Below are 26,970 nucleotides of genomic sequence, written 5' to 3' on the forward strand. Positions count from 1 at the left end.
CATTCAAACATGGGCTGCGATCACCATGTGTAATTTACGTGTAAACACGTTCGGAATGTTCTGGGATTGTCCGGCCTTGTTCGGAACAACAAGAGCCCCCGCTAGCAACAGAAGTTTTGCAAAGTCAATACGTTGAGGCTTTTGCAGATTGATCGGGTCGGCTTGGCCCGAAAATTGAAAATCCTCGTGTCGGTGGTTCGATTCCGCCCCCGGGCACCATTTATCCAGGATCAGATTGTAGCTAACAATCTGTTTTATAAGCCTTAAATGTAGACTGCGTCTGCTTGATTGAATGGGCAAGGGGCTGTTTGCTCCACAATTTGCTCCGCTCAAGATGTGTACTTCACATGGAAATGTTGGGGGTGTCCGAAAACAGTGTTGGCCCGCCATGCGGACAAAGCTGCCAATAATCCATCTTGTTGGAATGTGTGATAACGGCCCTGAGCAGTCCTTAGTGGCAAGTGCAGCGAACGATTGCTTGACCGCCCCACTTGCCATTCTGATCTTATACTGCCCCCTTGGCCTCTTCGAAAACCAGTTCAGGCACTACGACTTCCCAATTGGCGCGTTTAATCAGGTGATGAAAACGCTCATCGGCATCTTCCTTACGCCAGTGTATGATGGCCGCGATCTCGCCGGTGACAAATTTCGTGCCAATCGGGGGCGTAAATGCTCTTGCCATCCGCCCGAGGACCCGCCCTTGAATATCCTCGATCTGCCAGCGATCTCCAACACTGGCGAGCTTGATTGGCGCGCCGACCTGCGCTTCAGCGATCGCGTCATGAACAATGTGCCGATCACCTTGGCGCCCTGCAAATGACAGGTCGACCATCTTCATTTCTGGCGATTGAAAGAACCGGCGCGGGCCAGGGACTGTCGCCAAGTCGGGCACCACGTGCCGCTTGACGACGGAAGGTGACTCGGTGGGAAGGTATTCGTGATTGTCGTTACTCATTACGATCAAATTGCGCCGCGCACGTGTCATGGCGACATAGAACAAACGCCTCGGCGCGTCCTGATCTTCGTTTCGCGAGGGCCGCTCCCAACCACCATCCAGGATCACGACATCGTCGAATTCGAGGCCTTTCGCGCGATGCGCCGTCAACAACTTGAGGCCACGCTGCTCGCCCCATGAGTCTTTCGACCATTCAGCAAACCATTCGATCACGTCAGGGCTCGGAAGCGCTTTGCCATCAACTTCACGCGCAAGTTGGCCAAGTCCCTCGCCGATCCGGTCAGTCCAACGGCTCGTGGGTATCGCATTCAGAGTTTCGGTAAGGTCGCCCAAGCTGACCAAGGCAACGTGCCTCTCGCGCAGGCCACCAATGAACCTCCGCATCTCACGGGTGCGCCACACACTTGGCAAGTTTTCGTTCGCCATTTCGACTGGAATTCCATGCGCCTCGGCAAAATCGCGGACTGGCAGAAGCTTGCGCCAATCACGAGAAATGATTGCCGCGCCCTTCCAGCTCCAATCCGGGATCAGTTTTGACAGGCGGATCATCTCGTTGACCGCCGCAAGGGCCTGAGCGTCATTTCCGGCCGGGCAGCCAAGGATTTGGACCCGCCCCTGCGCAACCGGGTCGAGGCTTTCCATGATCCCCCCGGCCGGGTCCTTTTGCCTCGATTTGTCGACTGTAATCCCATGGCCAGTTTTCATACGTTCCCGAGATCCTTCGATCACGGCATTCGCTGCGCTGATGATGTTTTTCGACGAGCGATAATTGTCGGTCAGAAAGACCGGCTTGGCTGAATAATCCTGTTCGAATTGCCGGATGTGGCGCACCGATGCGCCGGCAAACGCATAGATATTCTGGTCGTCATCGCCGACCGCGAACAGGCTGATGCGTTGATCGGGGTCGTCGATACTGCGACCGGCCACCGCTGCGATCAAGGCGTATTCCTCGGGCCCAACGTCCTGATATTCGTCCACGAGAATCCATCGGAACCCTTGGATCAAGGTCTCTCGTAAGGCTTCGGCCTCGATTTTGTCCAGCCCGTCGCCACGCAAAAGACGTGCCGCATCGATCAGAAGCGTCTCGAAATCAGGCTCATCGGCCGTTTCCCGTCCGGCGAAGCTCGCGCCAATCAACCGCATGGCTAAGGCATGGATGGTCAAGACGGTCACAAAGCGAGCATCTTCGCCAATCAGCAGACGCAAGCGTTCCCGGATCTCGGCGGCCGCGTGACGATTGTAGGCGAGCACCAGTATACCGTTTGGATCTTCGCGCTTGATCCGGACCAGATAAGCGACGCGATGGACCAGCACGCGTGTCTTGCCCGACCCCGGCCCCGCGAGGACAAGGACATTGGTCTGTTCGCGGTCGTCACGCACGATCTGCTCTTGTGTCGAATTCACCAGATTGTCGACGATCTCGGCGTAAGACTGAGGTGTTGCCTGCCGTCTGAACTCCGAAATTTTCCCTGGCATCCAAGTTTTCATGAAGTCGGACTGATCCATTGCGAAATAGTCATGCGCGAGCCGCTGGGCCTGATCGATATCGTCGATACCTTTGCCCGCATATGCCGCCATCACGTGGGTCTGGATGGTTTGTTCAGTGTAGTGGTCTTCGAGCGGCGCGAAATGCTGGGTGGTAAAAGCGCCGCCCTTCTGATTGATGTGCAACGTCATGGCCGAGCGGAACACGGACAAACCCTTGCCCAGAGTCACCACCTGCTGTTCGTGCAACCACAGAAGCGCCCGGTCCATCAGCTTTGCAGGGTGATTGACAGATGTCCGCAATAGCGCATCGCTGTTGATTGCTGCAAGAAGGTCGCCAAGCGTGGTCTCGACGGGAACATCTTTCCCACGCAGGCCAGCCTGAACCTTGTTGATCAAGAATGAAACCAATCGCTCTGCGGCCTGCCTGCGAAGCTGAGCGGTCTGTTCGATTGTCCCCCATGATCTTTGCGTTCGCACCATTACACTGCCTTTAGACACCTTGCGCAGGCCAATATTGCCTCTGCCGCCATCCATGTCGCGGCCATCCTGCGCAATCCCACGGAGCAAACCCTCGACAATATCGGGCCGCACGGAGGCGTGTCCCCGCTCCCGCAGGTCCTGCGCCACTGAGGCCAGATGGCAGGGCACAGCCTCATTGATGTCCGCGTCTGGCGCGTGCTCTCTAAGGATCGCAATCAGGTCAGCTTCCAACCGGGACGCCGCTTGGAATCGTTTCGGCGAGGCATTCTCGACGCGCACATGCACGAAGATGGTGATGTTTGTATCATCTTTTGCAATCCCCAAGGCCTCGAGGTCCGCCAAAGCTTTGCGAACGCCCGACATCGTCAGCCCACTGACCCCGCAGAGCTCGTCCGTGGTGATGCCCTCTTCCTGCGGCGCGTTGATGATATGCTGCACGATGGCGGCCAGATCCTCGCGCCGCCGCTCGGTGATCTCAGCGGATGCAAGGATTTTACGGACCTCCTTCATGCTTCTTACTCGGAGCGAGGCGGGGAACACCTGCACCCGGTTTTCTTCGCGGTTCAGAAGGTGTGCTTCTTCCAGCCAGGCGACGGCCGTCTTCACTCGCGTATCGTCGGTATTGCTGTCCCGCTGGAAATCTCGCTCTTTCTCCTCATGAACGATCTCACCGGGTGTAGCGACTATTTCACCGCCTTTTCCGGTCCGAGCATCAAGGCGCCGAAGTGCCTTCAGGATCGCGCCGATTTCGTGCCGCGCGAGTCGAGAACGCGCGCTGAGGCTGAACTGACGATCAACGTCTTCGGTATTGAACAACAGGACGCAGTTTGCAGGTTCGCGGTCTCGCCCGGCGCGACCCGCCTCTTGCAGGTAGTTTTCCAGCGACCCCGGCACGTCCCCGTGAACCACCAGACGGATGTCCGGCTTGTCGACCCCCATCCCAAAGGCATTGGTGGCCGCGATCACGCGCAGATTGCCAACGCGGAAATCTTCCTGGATCTCACGTTTGTCATCGGCGCTGAGGCCCGCATGATAGCGTTCAGCGGCGATGCCTTGTTGTTTTAAGAACTCCGCCACGCGCTCGGTTGCGTTTCGGGTCGCACAGTAGACGACGGCCCCTGACACGCCCTCGCGCGGAAGCTGGGCTTCGATCGTGTCGAGGATATCGGTCATCTTGGTGGCACGCTGCGTTGGCAGCACCTGGAAGCTCAGGTTCGACCGCGATGCGCCACCGTCGATCAACACCAGTTCGGACCCCAAACGCTCTTTGAAATGATTGCGGATGTCTTGCACGACGTCTGGCTTCGCTGTCGCGGTCAAGCAAAGCACCGGAGCCGGTTCGTCGCCTGAGCTCTCCTTGATAAACCGCGAAACGTAGCGATAGTCGGGTCTGAAATCGTGTCCCCATTTGGACACGCAGTGCGCCTCGTCCAACACCCACAGCCCTATCTCGCGCTGTGCCAGAACGGACCGAACTGTTGTGCTGCGCAGTTGTTCGGGCGAAATCAAAAGGATCGCAGCATCTCCGAGCCGCACCTTGTCAAGCGCATCCTGACGCTCGGGCAATGACAATAGCCCGTTAATAGTCACTGCCGAGGAAATTCCGGCCCGAACCAGGCCCTGAACTTGGTCCGCCATCAGCGCCACAAGCGGCGATATTACGACGGTCAAGGCCCCGGTCTTGTCGAACCGAGACAGCGCGGGGATCTGGTAACAGATGGATTTACCCGTGCCCGTCGGAAGGATGCCCAACAAATTGTCGCCTTCCATGGCCGTCGCCACAATCTTTTCTTGAAGCGGGCGTCCGTTCTCGTCGATTGGTTCCGGGCGGAAACTTGGAAAACCGAACCATCGTTCGAGCGCACGAGTGGGATCATTGTGCTCTGCGCAATAGGCACAGTGCTGATCACGACAATTCGTATCTCTCAGGTCTTTGACCAGCCGTGCTGCGTCACGGAATTGCGCCCGCACCCAAGGCGGCATAACAGAATCCCCACCAGCGACCGAAATCCAGGCAAGGGCATATGCCATCGGCCAGCCCAGCCCAGTGTCCGAGAGCCGCTCGAGCAAGGCGTCCACCTGCGCGCCGCAGGCCAAGTCTTTAAGCAACTTCCGAATGGCCTCGTGCGCTTCTGCTTCTGTCGGGATAGGCGCCCCGCGCACGTCGCTGAACAACCGATCAAACCCGTCGCTACCGGGACCTCGGCAGCACAACCAGTGATAGGCCATCATCGTTTCTGGCGACAACGTGTTCAGCGATACCAAGGCGTCGATCTGATTGCGAAGAACCTCGAACACAAGACGCGCGTCGAGCTCGGGATCGTTGACGTGACCACTTTGAAGCCGCCCATCGCGGTAGTGCTTGACCAGATGATGGTAGGGATTGCGCGGGAACGCCAAGGGGTTGAGCCACAGCGTGTCAATCGGTCCGTCCGCGAGCTTTGCGAAGCGCGGCGAGACCGCCATGAGATGCGGCAGGTCATGGCGCAGAATATTGTGTCCAATGACATGTGCGAAACCGGCGCAAAACAAGTCGAGCTTTTCAAGCGCGGCCTTCGGATCGCCTTTACGATGAATTATCCCCTCTCCATCACCGTCTGGCACGGCTGCAAAGGCGAACAACTTGGCTTCCTTGGGATCAACCTCCAGATCAATCGACAGACAACGCGACAATACGTTGGCTTGTTCCCGCGGCATTTGAATATGCTTATTTCCCGGCGGAATAGCCTCGGGGCTTTCAAGTGGCTGTTGTTTGCCACGGCCAAGGGCCTTCGATATGCCGCGGGAAATTAAGTTTTTCATATTCGCAGGCTAATAATTATTCACAAGGAGCGGAACCTTCGGCGGCCATTTGACAAAATATGTTGTCCCGATGCCATGCCAAGTTTGCTAGGTGCGGCCAGTGTCTTTTTCTTCGGATTTGAAGATCTTCCCATCCGGAGCCAACAGCCGGTCGACAAAATCACTCGGCACCTCTATGTGAGACCGGTGCTGGCAGGTTTCAGACAGGTTTGTTGATCAAAGTTCGACTGTTCTCCGCCCCGCCGATCTTTTACGAATGCAGAATACCCCCGGTTCCCGCCCAAACGACAAATGCTGCGCTCATCCCCTAAGTCGCCTTTGGTCCCGAAACCGACCTCTGTGCGGCGCCCGGTCTACGATGCGCGCACATCCTGCATTCTCGTGCCGACGGTCGCTCCGCCGTCAAATCCGCCACCTACACCGCGCGCACCACCTTCCGGGATGCGCGGGTTAGACGACGGTTTTCGCCGGGCAGAAAGGGTGGCCTCCTGTCTCATGAATTGATCAACTGGACAGGAAACGCCGAGGAGCTCTGGAACGCTGCTGAGCGTTCGGAACGCCGAAAGAATGCAAGAGTCATCCGCGAACTGCGCCCATCCCTGCCGCGCGAGCTACCGCTTCCCGAGCAGGTCCGGCTTGTCCGCGGCTTCTGCCTCTGGCTTCGCGATGAATACGGCGTTGCCGTTCAAAGTTTCGCTTGCCTAATTTGACCGGCCCAGATGGTCGGAGGCTCTTCGTGGAAGTGCGGCACTTTAGATTGTAGGCCTATTTGATGTAAATATAGGTACGGAGCATTGTTGGGCTACGTCAGCCAACGTAAACGCCAGGGAATAAGGGCAATACGAAAGCCAGTTAACCAGATGACAATTGACGAACTATTGGTCGATTAATCTCATTGTCCGAGCAAAACCTACCCAGCGAGCTTCAGCGCTGCTTTCGTTTGACCGAGATAATGCATCCGGAATGCTTCGGGTACCGTGCTGGTACATCACGAGCCATCGCATCCACATTTCCAAGGTGTCGTAGTGCCCCGCTGTTCAGCAACACGCCGCGCCCGGCATCATACCGACGTTGCCCAAATCCGCTGGCAACGCATTCCCAGTTTTCCTTGGCCGCTGCGCTGCGGAACCTCGGCAGGTCGTGCGGGTCATGCCGTCCAGGAGTTGCTGCGACGTGATCGTGTTTCTTAGAATTACGTTGGTGGGTTAAATGGTGGGTCACTTGTGTTGTGCCAGGTTGCTGAACAGTACCGGTTGTCGGCCTCGGCTTTGGGCGCATGATTGTCACGACGCCTTGTGGCTTCGGATGTCCTGGGACGGCCACGTGAGTTGCCGTAGGTTTTGGTGTCAACTGTGGAACCTGGCCAGGAACCGCCGTGGGAACCTGATTGGGGGTTGCGGTTGGGACAAGCGGTGGCGTCGCTGTAGTGCCGCTGGGTTGCGGAACACGGCCTGGCACTGCGACTGGTATTTGGTTGGGTATTGCTGTTGGCACAAGGGGCGGCACAGCCGTCGGGCCAGTAACTTGAGGCGGAACCTGGCCAGGGATAGCTATCGGAACTTGATTGGGAGTTGCAGTCGGAACTTGCGGCGGCACCGCGGTAGGACCGGTAGCCAATGAGGGAACCTGATTTGGAACAGCTGTCGGAACCCGGTTTGGTGTCAAAGGCGGAACTAGGGTCGGCGCTAGGACCGGCGTGGGAACCTGACCTGGAACCGCTATTGGTGTCGCAATAGGAACCTGACCGGGAATTGCGTTCGGGACCGCGCCCGGCGCAAGGACTGGAACAGTAACTGATGTGGGCGTTTGCTGTGTTCCTTTAGGCGGCAACTGATTTGCCACCGGCTGCGTTGGGCCGGTAATTTGATTGCCTGCCCCTTGCCCACCGGCCTGCCCACATCCTTGGCTCGACTGGTGCGGATTCCCTACGCCACGGCACCACCCAAAATGATTTCCCTGCGCGACGACCTGCGTAGCGGCCAGCTCTGCGACCAAACAAGCTGCTGTAAGTAAAACAATGCGGTTTCGTTTCATAACATCCTCACCAACTTGTTGTCAGGGCAAGATACGCGCCAGGATCGCCTGAGTCGGTCAAAGGGCCATCTCTCAAAGGGACACCGACATATCCGGACAGGAAAAGGTTTTGCTTAAACTCAATGTCCAAACCCAGACCTGTCGATGCCAGTGTAGCATTATCAACTTCAAAACTCGCTGGGTCATTGTTCGAGATGTAACCCACGTCGAAAAAGACAAAAGGCGTTAAGCGATGAATGCTTTGGGAACTTGGAAAGTAGGAGTGAGACACTTCGAAAATCGCGGAAATCCCGGAATCACCGTCTACTTCATCGAACCGATAGCCGCGCAATGCATAGCGATCACCAAGGAAGTACTCCTCGACCGAGGGCAACCGGTCGGTTGTGAACTGGCCCCAGATCTCGGTGCGCCAAGCTGTGTTGGGTGACAAGTTCGTAAGTGGGCTTTCGTATCCGATGCCGCCCCGCAGATGCCAGAACGAAGAGTCTCCGTCGTCAAAATTTGCGTCTGTCGTGTCATTGTCATTGTCACCAAAAGATAAGGTTAGCCCCGCTTCCAGAGCTTGCCCTTTCGGATAGTTTTGCCCGTAAAGATACGTAAGGCCAACAACGCTCGCGTCACTGGACAATGGAACGCCGCCACTGACTGAGTCCGCTTTTGAAAGGCGATAATCCAGCAGAAAATATCCATATCGGGCTACATCGCGGATCACGGGGTAACCCATCGCGACGGTGAAGTTCTCGCCGTCAATATCCGTTCTTGCAAAATCCCCCGAGAGGTCACGTTTTGCGTTTATGTTTCCGTAGAAAATCTCACCGTAGAGACCATTGCTGTTCAGCGGCGTGCGATAGGTAACAGCGCCCCACAAAGAGTGTTCGTCGTCTTTGTCCCAATTGTAATTGCCTGATCCCTCAAAGCGCAGTAAATCCCCGACGGTCAGCGTCGAATAAAACTCTTGTACGACATAGAAGCTGAGCGCTTCTCCAAGCTCACGCGGAGGGTTGTCGAGTGTCGCACTCCCGGCTTGTTTGCGCAGAGGCTCTCCCAATACTCTCAGCCTGGCACCTGCCTGATCCGGATAATCAAGTTCGGTCGACAATTCCAAATCAGGTATGTCCTCGGCCAACATAACCGCCCGCTCAAATTGTTTGAGAGTTATTGGATATGCGGTGGTGAGGGGGCGAAAGATCTTTTCCAAGGTTTGGAACGTGCGCGTATCTACACCTTCAATTTCGATGGTTTGAATACGCCCTTCATCAACAACAATGCTCTGCCCATCGGGGCCAGGCCAGGCCTCAGCCAAAAAATAGCCGTCTTCTCGGTAGATCTGCGTGATCGTTGATGCGACCTCCACCGCTGTGATGCGCCCTGACCGATCAAAGGCCAACTGACCGGCAAAAGTTAGCAGCTCATCTGAATCATACACCGTTACGCCGCTGACAGAGTGCTGTGATGCTATGTCCCAAGTTTGTGCAATGCTGTACTTTGGAACTGAAACAATGGCCACAAAAGTGCAAATGATCGCAATTACAACCGAGTTGGTTACGGACATTTTCTACAACCTTAGCATGATTGAGCATGTTAAAACCCAATCCTATTACGAGGTTTGAATGTCTAAGCTTGCCGTTATTCAAATTTGATCACGACTGGTGCTTTCGAGATACACAGCGAACAGACTACAATGCGCCTTCGTCGCCAAGGAACTCGATACCAGCTGTCGCGCCATCACTGTAGGCAATGCAATTCCACGGAGCGCGATCCTCACCAACGCCTACAGTGACTTGTGTTCCCGCCTCGCTAAACGCAGATGAGAGCACCACGACTTGCGAATTGTTCGTCGCGTTGGCTACATCCCGTAAACATGCCTGCTGAGCGGGCGTGAGCTCGGCGGACGCGCTGGACGTACTCGTGTCGTCGCAGGCTGCAAGCAATGCGAAACATGTCATGCCTGCAATCATAATCTTCTTGTTAGTCATTTTTTTCTCCCTCAGGTTCCTTTGAAATTAGTGAAATTGGATGCGCATGTTTGAAGCTTTTGCGTCTGTGCAGCCAACAGAACACACCTCGATCCTTTGACTACCTTTCCCAAAAACTTGCCGCGGGGGGCTTGTGGGGCAGAACGACATTACGTTGACTACCTAGGCCGCCAACAACGTGTGATGGCCGTATGACGTCACTGGTAAAAGCTAGAGCGAACTTGGGAGAGAGGACGAGTACGTTAAGTCTGAGCATCGTGTTCTCCCAAGCCAGATTATTGTGAAGTGCCTTCCGACCGCCGGCACTCACTCCAGCAGTCGGAAGGGCCCGGTTGATCGGGCGACAGCGACAACAACGGAGGTAAAAAAAAGTTGTGTCGAATTCGTATGTTCGAATATATTTTTTCATAAATCAACATTTTTTCCGCGCGTAAACTTCTTTACGCTCTCGTACGATAGGCTTCTGCTTTCAAACAAAAAAGTAAGTGGGAGTCCCCAGAGGGGAGAGTGTGTTCTCCTGAGCGGCGAAATGTTTTGAGGCCGCACAGAAACTGAGAAAGGAATGAAAGATGGGATTCGGTGAAGCAGTTAAAACGTGTTTCTCGAAATACTTCCAGTTCTCCGGGCGGGCTATACGCTCAGAATACTGGTGGTTCTTCTTGTTTGTGGTTCTCGTAAGTGCCGTTTTTGCCGGGTTGGATTCGATCCTGTTCGGGACAAACCCCGAAACAGGCCAAGGATCTCGGGTTCTGTCCTCTGTTTTTCAACTGGCCGTTCTCATTCCAATGCTAGCCGCCGGTTGGCGGAGGCTGCATGATACAGGACGACCTGGTTGGTACTTGCTGCTGCCGATGGCGCTCAGCATTACAACGCTTTTTGTTATGCTGGGTGGGGTGGCGTTCTTTTCGGTATTGGAGCAAGGGACCGAAAACCCCGATGCATTGCGAGGACCCGCGGCAGTCCTGGGCTTGACCGGTATTGTCGTTGTCTCAATTCTGCAATTCGTTCTGTCCATTCTGATGATCTGGTGGCTGACACGACCTTCCCAAGAAGGCGCAAACGAATACGGCGCACCTGCTTCCTGACCTCGCTGTGGGGGCAACAAGTCGGAATCTCTGCTGAATGAAAGTGCAAATCGCAACACCATGGAGAGAGAAAATGAGTTTCAGACCGATTTCCATTGGAACGCTAATGATGGCAATGGCGACCACAGCATCGGCGGAGTGGTCGTTCAGTTCCGGGCCTAATCCCAATGCATTTATTCAGACCGGAAACATGACGCTGGAGCTTCAGTGTAACAGTATTCGCTTTGCTCCAGCTGGATATGAGGACAGCCAGGACATTGCGGAGAAGCAAGGGCTTTCCATTCGTTTTTTGAAGAACGGCACCACCGAGGTTGGGGCATTTCAGGTTGGCGCTGAAAACGCTGTGTTGCAGATCGTTGACAATTATCCCGTCGAGATCAGTTTCAATAGTCAGCAGGACTATGGTTTTGTATTGGACCAGCTTGCGGCCAATGCATCGGTTAATTTGTCGATGATTGATCAAGATGTCAGCTATGGAATCTTCGACTTAAAAGGTTCCAGCGCGGCAATTCGGTCCCTTCGTTCTGAATGTGCTTCGGATGCCAGCCAGGAGGCCTCCTACGAAGCACCCGAAGGCATCGTCTATTGTGGAGGCGGAGCGATAGAACGCGTGATCGAACCCATGATTTTGGAAAACCCGGAGGGGGAGTGGGACGCACGAGTAACGGTCAACGGCGAGTTAATCAGAGCCATGACGGCCTACAGTTACTTCGGAAACTCCGAGCCACCGGCCGGATTTGTCGTCGCCCTGCTTGGGGAAGACAGGTCCGAATTTCTGATTTTTAGCGAAGGCTCGGCAAACTGGCTGGAGTACGGGGACTACAGGTATGATCAGTGCAATTGATGCCACCCACCAACCAGCTTCCCAAATAGTGCGCCAGTTGAAAGGTTTGGTTTCCGGGATTGTGCTTGCTTCAGGCCTTGTTTGGACCTCACCAGCTGCAGCGGCTGATGTTTCGCAACTTCCGCCTGGTTTTGCGGGCCCGTGAGGCAGTATTGTCGAAGTCGATTATTATAAATGGGTTACCGCTGATGGCCCGCGAAGGTATGGGGAGTCAGTGGCACTTCGACGATCTTGACGTCTACTACCAGAACTGTGTGACAGGCGGACCTGGTTCATTCGTAGTCCCGGTGCTTGACTGGCAGGGCTTTGCGGAGGGCGTACGAAGAAAATTGGTACTGGAAATTGGGTCAGCGCCAGCAATAGGAGAGGTTATGAAGGCGCAACTTGCCTCACCCTCAGACTGCCTGATTGGCGAGAAGATCTGGGAACGGAACCAACAAATCTGGAGCGAACCCTAGAAGCGGCCTTTGCATCAACCACCCGAGGCTCGATACAAAAAGCCAGCAGCAATTATCTGAGGAAAACTAGTGTTCTGCGCTTTCAATAGAAATGCACAGATGGTGGTAGATCTTCGACGCAGTGTGAGTAGACAAACTTATTGACATCGATTTGCACGAACCGAGTGAAATTTGCACGCTTATGGTTAATTCGCAATCATAGAACGACAACAGGCTCTTGGGGCTAAACCCTCCGAGAAACTGGGGAGGTTTCGGGGGCATTTTGCGAAGCGCGGGACGAGGACAAAGGACGAGTGAGCACGGGGCATTTCTGACCGCTAGAGAGGCCGCTGCGAGACCACTAGAGACCCGCCCACTGGTGCTGAGACGACCGCTGGCGAGTCTCGTTCCGGGGGCTGACGGGGGTCGCTGGTGCTGGCGGGTTGGGGGTGTCCGCTACTCAAAAATAGACCCGACGCTTGGCCGGGTCAGTTGGTGACGGCGAGGATCGTCACTCCGTAATGTGGTGGTCAATAGTATTCTAGAAAGCGCCTCATTCTGCTTGTTGGGGCTTGCGCCTGACAAAGCGGGAGAAAAGCCGGCCGTCGGTTACAGCAAAGCCAAGGGCAATGATGGCGAACCCGACCCAAGCCTCTGGCTCTATCTTTTCACCCAGGAATGAAACGCCAAGGCCGATAGCGAACGGTGGAATCAGTAAGGTTACCAAAAGAAGGTTGGCAGCACCTGCGCGCGCAAGGATTGCGAAATAGAGAACATAGGCCAGTGCTGTTGATAGTGCGGCCATCCCAAGAAGCGCAGCCCATACGCCAGAAGACAGAGCCAAGTTTGGGGGGCCATCCATCACGAGAACAATCGGGATCATAAGCACTGTGCTGCCGATCAGCATACCAAGCGCATTCACCAGCGGTGGTTGGCCCGAAAGAGCAGTCCTGCCCCATACACCGGCAAATGCATAAGAGAGCGTCGCCCCAAGAATAGCCAGCTGTGCCAGATTGCTCGGATTGAACTCGGTCAATGCGCTTGGCCCCATAATGAAGGCCACCCCCAAAATACCCAGTGCAGCACCTGCTATCTTCTTCGGAGTCAAGGGCTCGTCCTTAAGAAGCAAACCCGCCACGGCCGCTGCAAACATTGCTGTCGTTGCATTTAGGATTGAAGCCAGCCCGCTGTCGATTTGCGTTTGCCCCCAGAAGATCAGCGAGAACGGAATGGCATTATTGAGCGCCCCCATTACGAGGTAAGCGCCCCATGCCCGAGGGGTGCGTGGAACACTCAGCCCTTTGAAAAAGACGATTAGCGCAAGAATAGGAACCGCCCAAAAAACCCTGTGCAATGTAATTGTAAGTGGTGGCACCTCTGACAGGGCTACCTCACCAAAAAAGAACGACCCGCCCCAAACCGCGGCGAGCAAAAGCAGCATGACGCTGGCTGTAAAATCCATTGCTGGCATGGGTTGGTTTGTCATGTCTTCTGCTTCCGTCACTAACTATTACCTAACGGATTAGCTTAAGTGACCGCGACACCGCGACCCGTTTCTTGCGGAAATCCAATACAAAGCCAACTTTCACCTATCCAATTGTGAACGGCTGCGTTCACCTATCGGTGGAGTGCCTCAGCAATCATTTCTGCAAGCCTTTCGGGCTGATCTACGCTCGCCCAGTGAGTGGCGTTTTCGAGAATAATCCGATCCATCTTGTTTTCTTCCAGCCACCGGACGGTGCTGTCCGGACAGTTGTCAGGATTGTAGAGATAAATCACATTTGCCGCGCTTTGCAAAAGCTCGCCGGGCACGCAGCCTGCTGAAAAATGCCGTGCGTCGGTGCCGAGTTGCCACAGCGCCAGAGTATCGGCCTTCGATACTTCATTACGATACCGTCGGATGATTGGTGCCGTTTTCGCCATTTCATCAAGCCGCTCAAGAAAAGCTGCACGAAACGCAACCGGATCACTGTAGTCCGCGGCAGTTCCAGAAAAATAGGCATCCTCGGCGGTGATATTACCCTCTAGAGAAATAATGGTTGTCAAAGGACAGTCGGCCCTTTTGGCGGCCAGGGAGGCTATGATTGAAGCAACCGAATGAGCGACAATGATCTCAGCTCCGTGCTTGATCGCTTTGTCGGCGACGGTTTGTGCAAGTGCTTCAAGAGTTGTTGCCTTTGCCAGAGGCTGAGCGCCAAATCCCGGAAGATTGATGGGTAGCAAACGATAGCTGTTGGCGAGGTGGGTGTCAGCCAAACCTTCAAACATGCTCGCATTGTCACCAAAGCCTGCAACACAGAGAATGGCGGGTCTTTCATCGTTCACTTGACTGGGGTGTTTGGTCATTTTGGCTTCCAGAGCATCGTTTGCAGACATTAACACGGCTCCGCAGTATTCGACAATTTGGGCTCACTCCCTGGTTTCGCCGCCTGAAGCGCGAACTATGGCTCCTGATTTCCCAACGTCCGTGCATTGAACGACATGACACAAGATCAAAGACTTGACCCGATCCTCCTATGGCCGGTCTCGATCAGCCGATCACAACGGTATTGCCGCGCGAGCATCGGGCCGAGCTGAGCCCAAAGCGGGCTGAAATGTGCTCGCAAAAAATGAAGTGCGGCGATAGACATTCTCTTGAGTGGTCCAACCCATCACTAAATGCATTCACCGCCATCGATAACCAAGGCTTGCCCAGTCATAAAAGCGGATTCATCTGAAGCTAGATAGACGATCCCATGGCCAATCTCTTCAACTGTCGCCCACCGGCTCATAGGGATCGCCTGCTCGATGTAGCTTTCCAGTTTGGCACGGCCACCCATCTGCTTCTCGAAGCCTGCATTGAAGGGGGTGTCCACAAATCCTGGACAAAGGGCATTGAAACGGATTGCATGGACAGCGTAATCGGCTGCCATCTGCCGGACCATCGCAACAGCTGCGTGCTTTGTGGTCGCATAGGCGATCATACCCCGGTCGTATTGAACGCCAGAATTGGAAGCAGTGACGATCACGCTGCCTCCACCTTGTGATTTCATATGGGGGACGGCTGCACGCGCGGCAATGAAGTGGGCGCGGACGTTCAATGCCCAAGAAGCATCCATTCCAACCGGTTCCACTTCTTCCAGCGTTCCTTCGATCTGTAACCCAGCATGAGAGTGCAACACGTCGAGCCGACCGAAGTTTTTAACTGCTTCGTCTATGGTTTTGGTAAGGGCATCGTCATCGGTTACATCAAGCTGTAAGGCAGATGCTTGATTTCCCTGTGCAATGATCTCGGCCACAGTGGCGTCAGCAAGTGTTGCATCGCGATCCGTTACCATGACATGCGCACCCTCTTGCGCCATTGCCATTGAACCCGCCCGACCAATTCCTGATCCCGCGCCCGTCACGAGCGCGACTTTACCTGCAAGCCGCATGTCACTTGGCTCCTTTATTTAACTATTCGATTTTGAGGCGCCTCGGCGCAAAAGAAGTTGCGCTGTAACGAGAAGCAAGAGCGACGCGCCCATAACCATAGTGCCTATGGCATTGATCTCGGGCGTTACGCCGCGCCGGATGGATGAGAATATGTAGATTGGCAGGGTTGTTTCTGAGCCAGCTACGAAGAACGCGATGATGAAATCATCAAATGAGAAAGTGAAGCTGAGCAGGAAGCCCGCCAAAATTGCCGGGGCTATCAACGGCAGTGTCACCTGCCGAAAGGTGCCCCAGGGCGTCGCAAAGAGGTCCGCCGAAGCTTCCATGAGCGCGCGGTCCATACCCGATAGCCTTGCACGTACGATGATTATGACCAGCGCCATTGTGAACATGGTGTGCGCAGCGACAAGCGTGGGCATCCCCATGGAAAGTTGCGGGGGATTTGCTCCATCGGGCCATAGGCTGGCAAGAACTGGGTTAAGCCAGCCGAATACGGTAACCAAGGCAATGAGCGTCGCGATACCGATGACGATACCCGGTATCATTATCGCAACATAAATCATCGCGTCGAACAAAGTTCGGAGCCATCCCTTAACCCCTTGTAAAGCGATGGCAGCCATGGTTCCGAGAGTGGATGCGAGGCAAGCAGTTATGAATGCTGCAAGCAGACTGGTCTCGAGCGCGTCCATAACAAATGGGTTGTTGAGCGCTTTGCCATACCATTGGGTCGAGAAACCCATGAACTGGCTTGCGTGTCGTCCGGCATTGAAGCTGAAAAGCGCGATGATGCCGATGGGAATATAGAGAAAAAGGTAGACGCAAATCGCGTATAAGCGCATCGGATCCTCACATCAGCGAGACATCTTCGCGCTGGCCACCCAGACGCGAGATGAATTTCATGTAAATTGAGACAGTGACAAGCATTACGACAACCAGAGTCATTGCGACCGCCGATCCGTACGCCCAGTTTCGAGACTGCAGGAACAGGTCCACCAGCGCATTTCCGACGAAAAAGACCTTTCCGCCACCTAAGATCGCTGGGATCAGAAACTCGCCCATCAGCAAGATGAAGACCAGCATGCAGCCAGTTGCGATACCAGGTACCGACAAAGGAAGTGTCACCTGACGGAACGTACGCCATGGGGTAGAGCCGAGATCAGCCGAGGCTTCCAGAAGGCGTTTATCCAGTTTGTCCAAGCTTACAAAAATTGGGAAAACCATCAAAGGTAGATACCCATAGACAATCCCCACAAGCACGGCGAACGGCGTATTTATCAGGCGGACATCATCGATGCCGATCGACTCCAGTAAAGCGGGCAAGCCACGCCCCCCAAGGATGAAAATCCATGCGTATGACCGGATCAGGATCGATGTCCAGAACGGCACGATCACCAGGATCAACAGCGAAGTTCTCCACTTTGGTGAACAACGCACCGCAAGAAAGTAGGCGAGCGGGTAGGCAATTACCAACGCAGCGATAGTCCCCAGAGGTGCAAGGATCAAAGTGTTCTTAAACGCCGTCCATCGCGCAGGAAGGTTGGCATATTGTTCCAGCGTGAACGCTGGAACATAGCCTCCGGCGGCACCCCGTTCGCCAAAGGAAAAGACGAAGACGACCAGCAGAGGAAGGGCAAGCATTACCAATAGCCATATTCCTGCCGGTGCCAGCAACAGTGCTTTTCTGCCTCGTTCGGTCATATTGTCCTCGTCTTTTCCGATATTGGCGGCCTTGCCGCTTAGGCCGACTTGAAGCGGGCGAGCAACTCGGCACGGTTTGGATCGGTTAGCGTAGCCGCCGCGCCGAACTCGAGCGCACTCAGAAGGTCAGCTGCCGGATAAAGGATCGGATCTTCCAGCAATTCCTTCGGCAGCAACTCATTGGTGCGAGCATCAGCCGATGGATAGCCATGAGCGAGGACTTCTTTCGCATTAACTTCCGGGTTCAGCAGGAAGTCGATCAAGGCATAAGCGGCATCCATATGGGGTGCGCCCTTAGGAATAGCGTAGTAGTCGGACCAGAGTTCACCGCCCTCAGCTCCCAGAACGTAGGCGATTTCAGGCATGTCGACATTCATCTGCTTGCCGTCACCTGTCCAGCACATCGTCATCCAGGCGTCACCGTTACGCATCGGTGGCTGATAGTCCGACGAGATTGCAAACAGATGCGGTTTAGCATCCAGCAACAATTTCTCGGCATCGGCCAGTTCCTTCTCATCGACCGAGTTGAAGGAGTAGCCGAAGTATTTCAGGGCATTACCGATGGTGGTGAGTTGGTAATCATGCACCATTGTCCGACCTGAGTAACCTTCCATAGTAAGGTCCCAGAACTCTTTCCATGTGGTTGGAGTCGGAGCGCCGTCAAGCTTGCTAGTATTCACTGCAAAGCCGGTCGTGCCCCAGTTTTTCGGCACCGCGTAAAGTTGGCCATCGACAGAGCCGGCATCCGAAAAGCGTTGTTCGAATGAACCTGCGTCGTAGTTTGGCAGTTTGGACGTATCGAGCGGGATGATCAGATCTTCGCCCACATACGTAGTGATCGTGTAGTTCGTCGGTACGAAAACGTCCCAACCAGACCCACCTGCCTGCAGTTTTGCCAACATCTCTTCGTTCGAGCCAAAAACATTGACCTGAACATGAGCGCCAGTGGCTTCCGTGAAGGCTTCGAAGTTCATCTCGTCATGGTAGTTCGGCCACGTGGCGAGGATCACTCGGTCGCCAATGTCTCCGGCAGCAAATGCCGGGCGTGGACGCAACCCAGGCATAGCCGTGCCCAGAACGGCCGTTGCCATCCCAAGACCTGTCACGCCCAAAAAATGTCGCCGTGTGACCGAACCCTTTTGGTACCGGCGAAGCTCTTCCATGAACTTTTGCTTGGAAATAGTCCCATTATCCTTGGTCATTGTGAACCTCTCTGTTGTTGGATTGCGGGATTTGTTAATTTTCCAGGATCAGCAGTGCGCCTTCGCCCCATGAAACAAAGGCCTGCTCTCCCGCATTGAACGTCCCCTCGTTCAATTCCGCTTGCCTTGGCACAAGTACGTGGAAATCACCCAGTGCTTCGTTGCGCGCAAGGTATTCTGTGTGCTCCCCAAGGAAGATCCGATTTTGAATGGTAACTGGCAGAGCGATTTCAGCTGCGGGTAGCGCGCGGGTCAGCGTGATCTGTTCAGGACGGATACTGACGCACACTACCTGCCCTACATCGATTGGGATCTCCGGAGTTCCGTGCACCTTTTGGCCACTCGCTAAACGCACAGTGATTTGCTCGGCTGCTGCGTCAGTTACGGTTGCATCAAAGAAATTCGAGGTGCCTACAAATCCTGCCACATAGCGGCTGCGGGGCATGTCATAGAGTTCACGTGGGCTGCCTACCTGCACAATACTGCCGCCTTCCATCACACAAATTCGGTCGGACATTGAAAGCGCTTCTTCTTGGTCGTGCGTGACGAGGACAAAAGTTATTCCTAGTTGTCGTTGCAGGTTCTGCAGTTCAAACTGCATTTCTTTTCGAAGCTTTCGATCCAGAGCAGCCATTGGTTCATCGAGCAGCAAAAGCTTGGGCTCGTTTACGATCGCACGCGCCAAAGCGACGCGTTGCTGCTGACCACCAGACATCTCCCAGATGCGACGTGGGCCAAATCCACCAAGACGGACAGTTTCCAGCGCTTGCTCAACCTTTGTCGCGATTGTTTGTTTGTCTACGCGTGGTCGTTGTTGGCGCAGGCCGTACGCGATGTTGTCGAACACACTCAGGTGAGGAAAAAGAGCGTAGTGCTGAAACACCATGTTGACTGGGCGATGGTGCGCATCCAAGTCGTTGACGACTTCTCCATCGAGCAACACCTGACCTTCGGTTGGCTTCTCGAAACCTGCCAGCATTCTAAGTGCAGTGGTTTTGCCGCAACCAGATGGGCCTAAGAATGACAGGAACTCTCCTTTCCCAATGGAAAGATTCAGGTCTTTGGCAGCGACCACATTCCCGAAGGTCTTGGTCACTCCTCGGAGTTCCGCAATCGTCTGCATGGTGACGCTCATGTCAAAGCTCATATACTGCCGTTTTCCTTTTGCTTGATTTTTTGGCATTTACTGGCATACCACTCAAACAAGGAAAAAGTAACAAAAACTCGGAATAACTGTATATACCACAATTGGGGTATAGGGGTGCTTTTCGAAAATCTGGAGCTGCGAGTGTACGATTGGATGGAGGAGGCCGGCAGGGTCGTGGAGAAGATCGGAACCCCAGAGTTTCCCTGTGTTTTAGCAGATGGCTTACGGCAGGTCGCGCCATTCGATTTTACTGTAGTGTTTGGCCATGTCGGAACCGAAGCACCAATAGACCTTCACGACGATTTCCCCAAAAGCAAACGGCGTATTTTTGTTGAGGACTACCAAGCCGGGCCCTACGTACTTGATCCATTTTTTTTGGCCGCGACAAAACCGATAACATCGGGTCTGTACCGCATGCGCGATATCGCACCGGACAGGTTCTATCAGGGCGAATACTATCGCAGCTATTACAAAAGGACTGGGTTAGCAGAGGAGATTGGCTACTTTATCGATATCCCAGGCGCTGGGATGGTTGTGGTCTCGCTCATGCGAGCAGAGAAGCCTTTTTCCGCCAAGGAAATTCGCCATTTGCACGCTCTATGGCCGCTCGTTCGGGCAGCCTGTTGCAAACATTGGAGTGACTTTCCATCGATGGCCCGCGGCGGCGCAGCGAATGGCGTTAGTCGTCGCGTCGATCTAGCATTCCAGGCATTTGGCGATGGCGTTCTGACACCACGAGAACGAGAAGTTGTTGAGTTCACATTGAAGGGCCATTCGGCAGAAGCTGTCGGCACAATTCTCGGCATCTCTCCAGGCACAGTCCGCATCCACAGACGCAACATTTACGCGAAACTTAGGATCAATTCGCAGGGTGAGCTTTTTTCAAAGTTCATTGAAAAGGCACTTTAAAAGGTTCCTTGAACACCCACTTTGTCCGTATTGTCGACCTTGCTACCGTGTGATCCGGAACGCCCCAACTCTACCTGAGGCGGCAACTGATATCGAAAAGGACGTGGCATTACTTGCTCGGCAGATCAGCAAGTGGGTTGTCCGCTATAAAAATCAGTTCTATCTACCTGAACGTCCCTCACATCCTCTGTCGCAGGCGGAGGCCAAACGTATCTGCTTGGGTAGGATGCGGAGCAACTACCCCACGATGGAGTTTACTCCAGGCCATGTGCGAGCGGTGTTTCAGCGGGCTTTCGAAGAAATCCACGATGATCCTAGCCAGAATGTTCGGATATGGAACGGAACTACGAAATGCCGCCCCGACATCAAAGAGCCGATCATACCTGAGGGCGATACAGTTGCTCTCAACGCTTGGAATGAACCGGCCTATCGCGACCTTGCAGTGGCCGACGCTGACACGACTATGTTCGATCGGTTTCTTGAGCGTATCTTCGGCCACGAGGCTGACCGCCGCGTCGTCAAGGATTGGGTTTCGTGGGGTCTTCAGAATGAGGCTGAGAAACTAGCTTGGGCTTTGTTCTTTTACTCCCGATATAAAGGGACAGGTAAATGCACCCTCTGCACCCTGATCACCAAGCTGTTCGGGGAAGAAAACTCGATCACGCAAAACAGCGTTGCCAAGCTGACCGGGAAGTTCAACAAGCCGATTCCGGACAGTAAGCTTGTGGTATCAGAGGAACTTCAACTGAAGCCGGATTCAGGTCGCTGGTGGACGGGTGAGAGGTTCGGTTGGTTATGACCGCCGTGATAACCTTGAGGATGAGCGTGACCGGCAGGCGAACGGGGTCGATTGGGATATGCTATAGACCTGTGGCTATGCAGAAACCTCGACTTCGGAACAGCTAACCCGTTCCTCCCGCAACGTGGGAGGGGCACCCCCGCAGAACCCGCTATGATTGTTAACGGGTGGTTCGGGTGGCTGGGGCATAAACGGGGGCATTTCTCGGAGGGTTTAGCCCCAAGAGCCTGTTGTCGTTCTATGATCTGATGAACTGGCTGGGGTGGTAGGATTCGAACCTACGATACACAGTACCAAAAACTGCTGCCTTACCACTTGGCTACACCCCAACGGTGAGGCGCTATCTACGATTGTTGTTGGTAGGGTTCAAGAGCTTTCAGGCAAAAAAATTAGGCCAGTTATAAAAAAAATTCAGAGCATCTTTCACGGGTCATGTTAGCAGCACCTCTTCCTGCCCGAAGGTGTTGAACATGGTTTGACGGCAACGGCTGTGAATTGGCTCTTCCGCCAAAGAAGCATGACTCTGCGGACAGATGTTGAACGGCTGGGCCGGGCGAGGATTCGTCTGGCAGGCGGACAGGAAGCAGGTTTTCGATTGGTTTAACGAGGGCGAGTGGCAGTCGCGAATGTGGTCTTTCTGGCGCTGCACCCCTTTGTTGCGCCTCCTGCTTACGTAGGGCCGCCCAATGCCGAAGCAGATAACAAGAATAAGCAAGTTCGAGAGTGGCGGATCGGGAACTTCATTGCCGGTTGCTCTGAGATCAGCGCTACTCGCGAATCTCTGAGGGATCGACGCCCCAAAGGTTGGATTTCAGGGCCCAGCCACGATATCCACCTGCAGAGATGCGACACCACTCGATCGTGCAGGTTCCAAGCCGCGCGACAACGCCGGTTTCAAACCGCGCACTGACCTGCGAGTTTGGGTCCGGGTTGGAATAGACCGGCAGCAAGTCGGATTCGATTAGTACTGTGCGAACGCCAGACAACAAGGCGTAATGGACCCAACCCCCTGCGCCATCGCGGTCCTGAACCTTTCTCCAGTTGCCATATTCCGCCGTCACCTGCAAAGGCATCCCGCGCCGTTTGAACACCCAGTCGATTCGATGCGACAGGGATGGTCCTCTGCGCACGTTTCCCTCGGCCGCTTTCATGGAAACATACCGTGGCAAAGGCAGATTCGTGACTTGGCCGCGCTTATCCTGTGCGCTGGCCACAAAGGGACCAAGCACAAGCAAAATTACTGAAAAAAGCGCCAGAATCCGGCGATTTACTGGTAGGAGAACACTCACTGACAGTCTGCTCTTATGCCTGTTAATTTTGCTTCGAAAAAAGGTTGGATCAATGCCCAGGGGTTCTTGTGCCCCGCCTTATCCTGCGCCACGATGCCATGACGCGCGAAAGTTTGCAAAGCAGTGGGAGTACACAGGTGCCTAGAGAACGTCTGAGTGTTGTCGTTACGCGACGGTTGCCCGAGGCTGTTGAAACCCGATTGAGCGAGCTTTTCGATGTCCGGTTGCGTGCGGACGACGCACCCATGACCCGAGAAGAGCTTGTAGCGGCCGTACAAGAAGCGGATGTACTTGTACCAACGGTTACAGACTCGATTGATGGCGGATTGCTGGGGCGGGCGGGTGAAAGGCTGCGACTGATCGCTAACTATGGGGCAGGGGTTGACAATATCGATGTCGCAACCGCCCGTCAGCGCGGCATCCTTGTGTCGAATACGCCCGGTGTGCTGACCGACGATACTGCGGATATGACCATGGCGCTGATATTGGCCGTGACCCGCCGCATCCCCGAGGGGCTGTCCGTCATGCAAAAGGGGGACTGGCAAGGATGGTCACCCAACGCGTTGCTGGGTGGGCGGATCGGTGGGCGGCGTCTTGGCATTTTGGGGATGGGCCGGATTGGTCAGGCGGTTGCCCGTCGTGCCAGTGCCTTCGGAATGCAGATACATTACCACAACCGTCGTAGGTTGAGGCCGGAGACAGAGCAAGAGCTTGAGGCGACCTTTTGGGAAAGCCTTGATCAGATGGTCGCGCGGATGGATGTGATCTCGGTCAACTGCCCGTCTACGCCTTCGACTTTCCACCTGATGAATGCCCGGCGGCTAAAGCTGATGAAGCCCAGTGCAGTGCTCGTCAATACGTCACGTGGCGAAGTGGTCGATGAAAACGCGCTAACCCGCCAAATCCGGTCAGGCGATATCGCAGGTGCAGGTCTTGACGTTTATGAACACGGAACGAAGGTGAACCCTCGCCTACGGCAGTTGCCGAACGTGGTTCTGTTGCCGCATATGGGATCTGCCACGCTTGAGGGGCGGATCGAAATGGGCGAAAAAGTTATCATAAATATTAAGACATTCGAAGACGGCCACCGACCACCGGACCAGGTTGTTCCGTCCATGTTATAGTACGCGGCTTGGTGGCCGGACGATACAAAGTCAATTTTTCAGGAGGATACTATGAAACGAAGTCTGATTTCGGGATTGCTTTTGGCAACCATGACCTTTGCCGGGCCGTTGGCCTCTCAGGAAGCTGCGGATGCGGTTGCACCTGAGGGTGGTACTGACGGGCAGGTTCAAGGCCTGACCGCAGAAGTCATAGCCTCACTCGAAGCGAAATTGGCCGGTGAACCCGTGACGTCGCAGAACTGGATGGTGGCCGCGGCCAACCCTCTGGCGGTTGAGGCTGGGGCCAAGGTGCTGCGGGCAGGCGGTTCGGCGGCTGATGCGATGGTTGCCGTGCAGGTTGTACTTGGTTTGGTCGAGCCGCAATCCTCAGGCCTTGGTGGTGGTGCATTTCTGGTCTGGTATGATGCGGCCTCTGGCAAACTGACAACACTGGACGGACGTGAATCCGCCCCGCTTGAGGCCACTCATCGTCTGTTTCAGGACGAGAATGGCGAACCGCTGAAATTCTTTGATGCGGTTGTCGGGGGACTTTCTGTCGGCACACCCGGCACCCCGGCTTTGTTGGAAGAGGCGCATCGCCGCTGGGGCCGCAGTCCGTGGCCCGGCCTGTTTTCTGACGGCATTACGTTGGCTGATGAGGGTTTTTTGGTTTCCCCTCGATTGGCCAGCCTTGTTGAGAATGACGCGGAACGCCTGTCGCGATTTCCCGAGACAGCCGCGTATTTCCTGCCGGAAGGACAGCCGCTTGCACAGGGGCAGCGGTTGACGAACCCGGCCTATGCGGAAACGCTGCGCATCATGGCTGCGGAAGGATCAGCTGGATTCTACGGAGGAGAGATTGCCGCCGGGATCGTCAGCGCGGTTCGCAGCGCGCCTGGGAATCCGGGCGTGCTGTCTGGTACAGATCTGGCGCTTTATCAGGTCATCGAACGTGACCCCGTCTGCGCCACCTACCGCGTTTATGAAGTCTGCGGAATGGGCCCGCCATCCTCAGGGGCGCTGACGGTCGGGCAGATTCTGGGCATGTTGAACGGCTATGATCTGGCAGCGACAGGCCCCGAAGATATCAGATCCTGGCGGCTGATCGGGGATGCTTCGCGTTTGGCTTTTGCCGACCGTGGGCGCTATATGGCTGACCATGATTTTGTCCCGATGCCGACACAGGGGCTGGTCGATCCTGCCTATTTGTCCGAACGGGGCGCGTTGCTGAGCGGTGAGGCCGCATTGATCGACGCCGGTCCGGGGAATCCCGAATTTGACCATGCCTCGAACTGGGCGGATGATATCTCGCTGGAACTTCCGTCGACCTCGCATATTTCGATCGTGGACCAGTATGGCAATGTGCTGTCCATGACCACGACGATCGAAAACGGCTTTGGATCGCGGCTGATGACCAACGGGTTCTTGCTGAACAATGAGCTGACGGATTTCTCGTTCAAAACCCACAGTGATGGCGTTCCGATTGCCAACCGTCTGGAACCGGGCAAACGCCCGCGCTCATCCATGAGCCCGACCATTGTGATGCAGGACGGTGCACCGGTTCTGGCCATCGGATCGCCGGGTGGAAGCCGGATTATCGGCTATGTTGCCAAGTCGATCATCGCCTGGGCAGATTGGGATATGGATGTGCAACAGGCCTTGGCACTGCCGCATCTGGTCAATCGTTTCGGCACGTTCGACGTGGAACAGGGCACCGGGGCCGAAGGGCTTTCGGATGCGCTGACCGAACTTGGCTATGAGGTCAACGCGCGTGATCTGACATCAGGTCTTCATGCCATCGAGATCGGGGACATGCTGACAGGCGGTGCCGATCCGCGACGTGAGGGCATTGCGCTGGGCGAATAGTCTAGCGGCCAGTCAGAAAGGGAAAGCATGGTGCAAGCAAAGTCGCTTCGGCGAAACGAGGCGGGGATTGAAACGGTCGTCGGCATTCTGAAACAGCAATTCGGCGACCGTTTGCAAACGGGTCAGGCGATCCGCGAGCAGCACGGGCATACGACCACATGGATCGAAAACCAGCCCCCTGATGCAGTGGTGTTTCCGCATTCGACCCAGGAAGTCTCGGAAATCGTCAAGGCCTGCGCCACGCATAAGGTCCCTGTGATTGCCTTTGGCACCGGAACCTCGCTGGAAGGGCATGTGAACGCGCCAGCCGGTGGCATTTCGGTCGATCTGTCTCAGATGAACAAGGTACTGGCCGTTCATTCCGGTGATTTGGATTGTGTCGTGCAACCAGGTGTAACGCGAGAGGAGCTGAACACTCATCTGCGTGATCAGGGTCTGTTCTTTCCGATTGATCCCGGTGCGAACGCCTCGCTGGGCGGTATGGCGGCGACCCGTGCCTCGGGAACCAATGCGGTGCGCTATGGCACGATGAAGGACAATATCCTTAGCCTTGAGGCCGTGATGCCGGACGGGCAAATCATCCGGACCGGGCAGCGGGCCAGAAAGTCGTCGGCCGGGTATGACTTGACCCGCCTGATGGTAGGCGCAGAGGGCACGCTGGGCATCATCACAGAACTCACTCTGCGTCTGCAAGGCATCCCCGAAGCGATCACCTCGGCGCGTTGTGTTTTTCCTTCTGTCGACGCGGCATGTCAGGCTGTAATGATGACGATCCAGTACGGCGTTCCCGTGGCCCGGATCGAGTTGTTGGACGAGGTGTCGGTGAAGGCCGCAAACGCCTATTCGGGACTGGCCTTACCGGAAACCCCGCTTTTGCTATTGGAGTTTCATGGATCGACTGGTGGTGCGGTCGAGCAGGCTGAGACATTTGGTCAGATCGCCGAAGAGTTCGGCGGCACAGATTTCGCGGCCACTTCGACAACCGAAGAACGCAACAAACTCTGGCAGGCACGCCATGATATGTATTGGGCCAGCTTGCAGTTGCGCCCGGGTGCGCGGGGCATATCAACCGATGTTTGCGTACCGATCTCGCGACTGGCAGAATGCGTGACTGCGACCCGAAACAAGGCCAAGGAACTTGGGCTTTTGGCGCCGATTGTCGGGCATGTAGGGGACGGTAATTTTCACACCTTGCTGTTGATCGACATGGAAAACGCCGACGAAGTGGCCAAAGCGGACGGGTTTGTTGGGTGGTTGAATAACCTTGCGATCGAGATGGAGGGAACCTGTACCGGGGAACATGGGATCGGGCAAGGAAAGCGGTCATACCTGGCCAAGGAGCTAGGGGCAGCGCTGACCTTTATGGAGGCGGTGAAAAAGGCGCTTGATCCCGACAATATCATGAACCCGGGAAAAATATTTCCGGCTCGGGACGGGTAAAA

At 55.1% G+C, this 26,970-nt stretch carries 21 protein-coding genes and 1 tRNA gene; 9 read left to right on the forward strand and 13 right to left on the reverse strand.

What is annotated here, in order from left to right; genetic code table 11:
- Positions 1 to 3: 3 nt before the first annotated feature.
- Together AC2FH2_RS15350 and AC2FH2_RS15355 are read right to left on the reverse strand one after the other, a co-directional pair.
- On the reverse strand, positions 4 to 498 hold the full coding sequence (locus AC2FH2_RS15350; protein ID WP_496824251.1) for a hypothetical protein: 495 nt from the start codon (positions 496 to 498) through the stop codon (positions 4 to 6).
- A gap of 7 nt (positions 499 to 505) precedes the next feature.
- Positions 506 to 5,620, reverse strand: a complete 5,115-nt coding sequence (locus AC2FH2_RS15355) for a RecQ family ATP-dependent DNA helicase (RefSeq protein WP_496824253.1) — start codon at positions 5,618 to 5,620, stop codon at positions 506 to 508.
- Between the two features lie 476 nt (positions 5,621 to 6,096).
- On the opposite strand from AC2FH2_RS15355, the gene AC2FH2_RS15360 reads away from it, so the two are divergent.
- Positions 6,097 to 6,435, forward strand: a complete 339-nt coding sequence (locus AC2FH2_RS15360; RefSeq protein WP_496824305.1) for a MobA/MobL family protein — start codon at positions 6,097 to 6,099, stop codon at positions 6,433 to 6,435.
- A 1,331-nt stretch (positions 6,436 to 7,766) separates the two neighbouring features.
- Here the strand turns inward: AC2FH2_RS15360 and AC2FH2_RS15365 are convergent.
- A complete protein-coding gene (locus AC2FH2_RS15365) occupies positions 7,767 to 9,311 on the reverse strand; it encodes a ShlB/FhaC/HecB family hemolysin secretion/activation protein (protein WP_496824255.1) in 1,545 nt (514 codons plus the stop codon).
- A gap of 124 nt (positions 9,312 to 9,435) precedes the next feature.
- Complete coding sequence (locus AC2FH2_RS15370) at positions 9,436 to 9,735, reverse strand: hypothetical protein (RefSeq protein ID WP_496824257.1); 300 nt, start codon at positions 9,733 to 9,735, stop codon at positions 9,436 to 9,438.
- Between the two features lie 569 nt (positions 9,736 to 10,304).
- Here AC2FH2_RS15370 and AC2FH2_RS15375 point away from each other — a divergent pair.
- The 3 genes from AC2FH2_RS15375 to AC2FH2_RS15385 all read left to right on the forward strand — a co-directional run bounded on the left by AC2FH2_RS15375 (position 10,305) and on the right by AC2FH2_RS15385 (position 12,122).
- The gene (locus AC2FH2_RS15375; protein ID WP_142638993.1) at positions 10,305 to 10,820 is read left to right on the forward strand and encodes a DUF805 domain-containing protein; all 516 of its coding nucleotides are present in this window, start codon (positions 10,305 to 10,307) and stop codon (positions 10,818 to 10,820) included.
- Between the two features lie 73 nt (positions 10,821 to 10,893).
- Positions 10,894 to 11,664, forward strand: coding sequence for a hypothetical protein (locus AC2FH2_RS15380; RefSeq protein ID WP_496824259.1), 771 nt, complete (start codon positions 10,894 to 10,896; stop codon positions 11,662 to 11,664).
- 107 nt (positions 11,665 to 11,771) lie between these two features.
- Positions 11,772 to 12,122: a DUF1194 domain-containing protein gene (locus AC2FH2_RS15385; RefSeq protein ID WP_496824261.1), complete on the forward strand. Its 351-nt coding sequence runs from the start codon at positions 11,772 to 11,774 to the stop codon at positions 12,120 to 12,122.
- Between the two features lie 532 nt (positions 12,123 to 12,654).
- Here the strand turns inward: AC2FH2_RS15385 and AC2FH2_RS15390 are convergent.
- The 7 genes from AC2FH2_RS15390 to AC2FH2_RS15420 form a co-directional block, all read right to left on the reverse strand.
- A complete protein-coding gene (locus tag AC2FH2_RS15390; RefSeq protein WP_496824263.1) occupies positions 12,655 to 13,587 on the reverse strand; it encodes a DMT family transporter in 933 nt (310 codons plus the stop codon).
- A 131-nt stretch (positions 13,588 to 13,718) separates the two neighbouring features.
- Positions 13,719 to 14,477, reverse strand: coding sequence for an alpha/beta fold hydrolase (locus AC2FH2_RS15395; protein WP_496824265.1), 759 nt, complete (start codon positions 14,475 to 14,477; stop codon positions 13,719 to 13,721).
- 278 nt (positions 14,478 to 14,755) lie between these two features.
- Positions 14,756 to 15,514 (reverse strand): SDR family NAD(P)-dependent oxidoreductase, encoded by a 759-nt coding sequence (locus AC2FH2_RS15400; RefSeq protein WP_142638985.1) that lies wholly within the window; start codon positions 15,512 to 15,514, stop codon positions 14,756 to 14,758.
- A gap of 18 nt (positions 15,515 to 15,532) precedes the next feature.
- Complete coding sequence (locus AC2FH2_RS15405; protein WP_142638984.1) at positions 15,533 to 16,354, reverse strand: ABC transporter permease; 822 nt, start codon at positions 16,352 to 16,354, stop codon at positions 15,533 to 15,535.
- Between the two features lie 7 nt (positions 16,355 to 16,361).
- Positions 16,362 to 17,213, reverse strand: coding sequence for an ABC transporter permease (locus tag AC2FH2_RS15410; protein WP_142638982.1), 852 nt, complete (start codon positions 17,211 to 17,213; stop codon positions 16,362 to 16,364).
- Positions 17,214 to 17,251: 38 nt separating this feature from the next.
- The gene (locus AC2FH2_RS15415; protein ID WP_496694458.1) at positions 17,252 to 18,415 is read right to left on the reverse strand and encodes an ABC transporter substrate-binding protein; all 1,164 of its coding nucleotides are present in this window, start codon (positions 18,413 to 18,415) and stop codon (positions 17,252 to 17,254) included.
- A gap of 34 nt (positions 18,416 to 18,449) precedes the next feature.
- Positions 18,450 to 19,550 carry an ABC transporter ATP-binding protein gene (locus AC2FH2_RS15420; RefSeq protein WP_246097278.1) on the reverse strand — a complete coding sequence of 367 codons (1,101 nt, stop codon included), beginning with the start codon at positions 19,548 to 19,550 and terminating at the stop codon, positions 18,450 to 18,452.
- Positions 19,551 to 19,703: 153 nt separating this feature from the next.
- On the opposite strand from AC2FH2_RS15420, the gene AC2FH2_RS15425 reads away from it, so the two are divergent.
- Positions 19,704 to 20,471, forward strand: coding sequence for a helix-turn-helix transcriptional regulator (locus tag AC2FH2_RS15425; protein ID WP_496824267.1), 768 nt, complete (start codon positions 19,704 to 19,706; stop codon positions 20,469 to 20,471).
- Positions 20,472 to 20,718: 247 nt separating this feature from the next.
- Positions 20,719 to 21,270: a primase-helicase family protein gene (locus AC2FH2_RS15430; RefSeq protein ID WP_496824269.1), complete on the forward strand. Its 552-nt coding sequence runs from the start codon at positions 20,719 to 20,721 to the stop codon at positions 21,268 to 21,270.
- Between the two features lie 254 nt (positions 21,271 to 21,524).
- Here AC2FH2_RS15430 and AC2FH2_RS15435 read toward each other — a convergent pair.
- Both AC2FH2_RS15435 and AC2FH2_RS15440 read right to left on the reverse strand, forming a co-directional pair.
- A tRNA-Gln gene (locus AC2FH2_RS15435) sits at positions 21,525 to 21,599 on the reverse strand.
- A gap of 438 nt (positions 21,600 to 22,037) precedes the next feature.
- Positions 22,038 to 22,559, reverse strand: a complete 522-nt coding sequence (locus AC2FH2_RS15440; protein WP_142638974.1) for an SH3 domain-containing protein — start codon at positions 22,557 to 22,559, stop codon at positions 22,038 to 22,040.
- Between the two features lie 137 nt (positions 22,560 to 22,696).
- Here AC2FH2_RS15440 and AC2FH2_RS15445 point away from each other — a divergent pair, with 137 nt between their 5' ends.
- From AC2FH2_RS15445 to AC2FH2_RS15455, 3 genes are read left to right on the forward strand one after another with little or no spacing between them, the layout of a single operon-like run.
- Positions 22,697 to 23,683: a 2-hydroxyacid dehydrogenase gene (locus AC2FH2_RS15445; RefSeq protein ID WP_496814613.1), complete on the forward strand. Its 987-nt coding sequence runs from the start codon at positions 22,697 to 22,699 to the stop codon at positions 23,681 to 23,683.
- Positions 23,684 to 23,734: 51 nt separating this feature from the next.
- A complete protein-coding gene (gene ggt, locus AC2FH2_RS15450) occupies positions 23,735 to 25,528 on the forward strand; it encodes a gamma-glutamyltransferase (protein WP_496824271.1) in 1,794 nt (597 codons plus the stop codon).
- Positions 25,529 to 25,555: 27 nt separating this feature from the next.
- Positions 25,556 to 26,968: an FAD-binding oxidoreductase gene (locus AC2FH2_RS15455; protein WP_496690544.1), complete on the forward strand. Its 1,413-nt coding sequence runs from the start codon at positions 25,556 to 25,558 to the stop codon at positions 26,966 to 26,968.
- The last annotated feature ends 2 nt before the right edge of the window (positions 26,969 to 26,970 follow it).

The sequence above is a fragment of the Ruegeria sp. YTSA105 genome (assembly GCF_059610225.1).